1 protein-coding gene and 2 pseudogenes are annotated in these 1,075 nt (G+C 63.5%); 2 read left to right on the plus strand and 1 reads right to left on the minus strand.

Annotated elements, in window-relative coordinates:
• A pseudogene (locus JCM25156_RS31680) lies at positions 1-161 on the plus strand (phosphoribosylglycinamide formyltransferase); the annotation flags it as partial.
• Positions 162-267: 106 nt separating this feature from the next.
• Here the strand turns inward: JCM25156_RS31680 and ndk are convergent.
• A pseudogene (gene ndk / locus JCM25156_RS25910) lies at positions 268-689 on the minus strand (nucleoside-diphosphate kinase).
• Between the two features lie 161 nt (positions 690-850).
• Between ndk and JCM25156_RS25915 the strand changes: the two are divergent.
• Positions 851-1,075, plus strand: a 225-nt coding sequence (locus JCM25156_RS25915) for an ATP-binding cassette domain-containing protein (protein ID WP_034960850.1), incomplete at its 3' end; no start/stop codon positions are given.

The raw sequence follows: 1,075 nt of genomic DNA on the forward strand, positions 1-1,075 counted from the left end.
GGCAGGCCGCCGTGCCCGTGCTGCCGGATGACACGCCTGATGTGCTGGCCGCGCGCGTCTTGCGGCAGGAACACAGGCTCTACCCCGCCGCCCTGCTGCGCGTGCTGGCCCCCGAAGCCGCCGCCCGGCCATGCGGGACCGACTGCCTGCTGTCTGTCTGAAAGCCTGCTTCGGACATGATGCGCGGGACATAAAAAAAGCTGGCGCGAAGCCAGCTTTTTTCAGAAGTGAGGCCACAGGCCCCACCCGGCATCCAGTCCGCCCGGATCAGGGCAGGATTTCGGTACCGGCGAAGAAGAACGCGATTTCGTTCTTCGCATTTTCCAGCTGTCGGAACCGTGGACGGAATTCGCCTCGATGCTTTCAGCGAACTTCGCGCGGATGGTGTGGGCTTCGGCCTTCTTGGGGTCGGTGGCGCCCATCACATCGCGGTTCTTGGTCACGGCGTTCTCGCCTTCGAGCACCTGCACCACAACCGGGCCGGAGATCATGAAGGACACCAGATCGTTGTAGAACGGGCGTTCCTTGTGCACCGCGTAGAACGCGCCGGCGGTGGCCGGGGTCAGCTGGATGCGCTTCTGCGCCACGATGCGCAGGCCATGTTCCTCGAACACGGCATTGATCTTGCCGGTCAGGTTGCGACGGGTCGCATCAGGCTTCAGGATGGAGAGGGTACGTTCAACTGCCATGGGACAGCTCCTTTCAAACAGGTTCGGAAATCTGTCGGTCCGGCATTGGTCACGGACCGACATCACCTTACAAGGGCCATCTAGAGCATATCGCCACGGACTGGTAGGTACAACCCGCACGAAACCAGCCATGTCCCCCATATTGCCGGAGTTTCCCGCCCGTGAGCCTGCTTGTCATATCTGATCTGACCCTGCGCATCGCAGGCCGCACCCTGCTTGACGGGGCCAGCCTGAGCATTGATCCGGGCCGCAAGATCGGCCTGGTGGGCCGCAACGGGGCGGGCAAATCGACACTTCTGGCCGCCATCGCGGGGGATATTGCGCCCGATGGCGGCAGCATCCACCTTTCGGCGCGCGCGCGCATGGCCCGCATCCGGCAGGAAGCG

The organism is Komagataeibacter kakiaceti JCM 25156 (assembly GCF_000613305.1).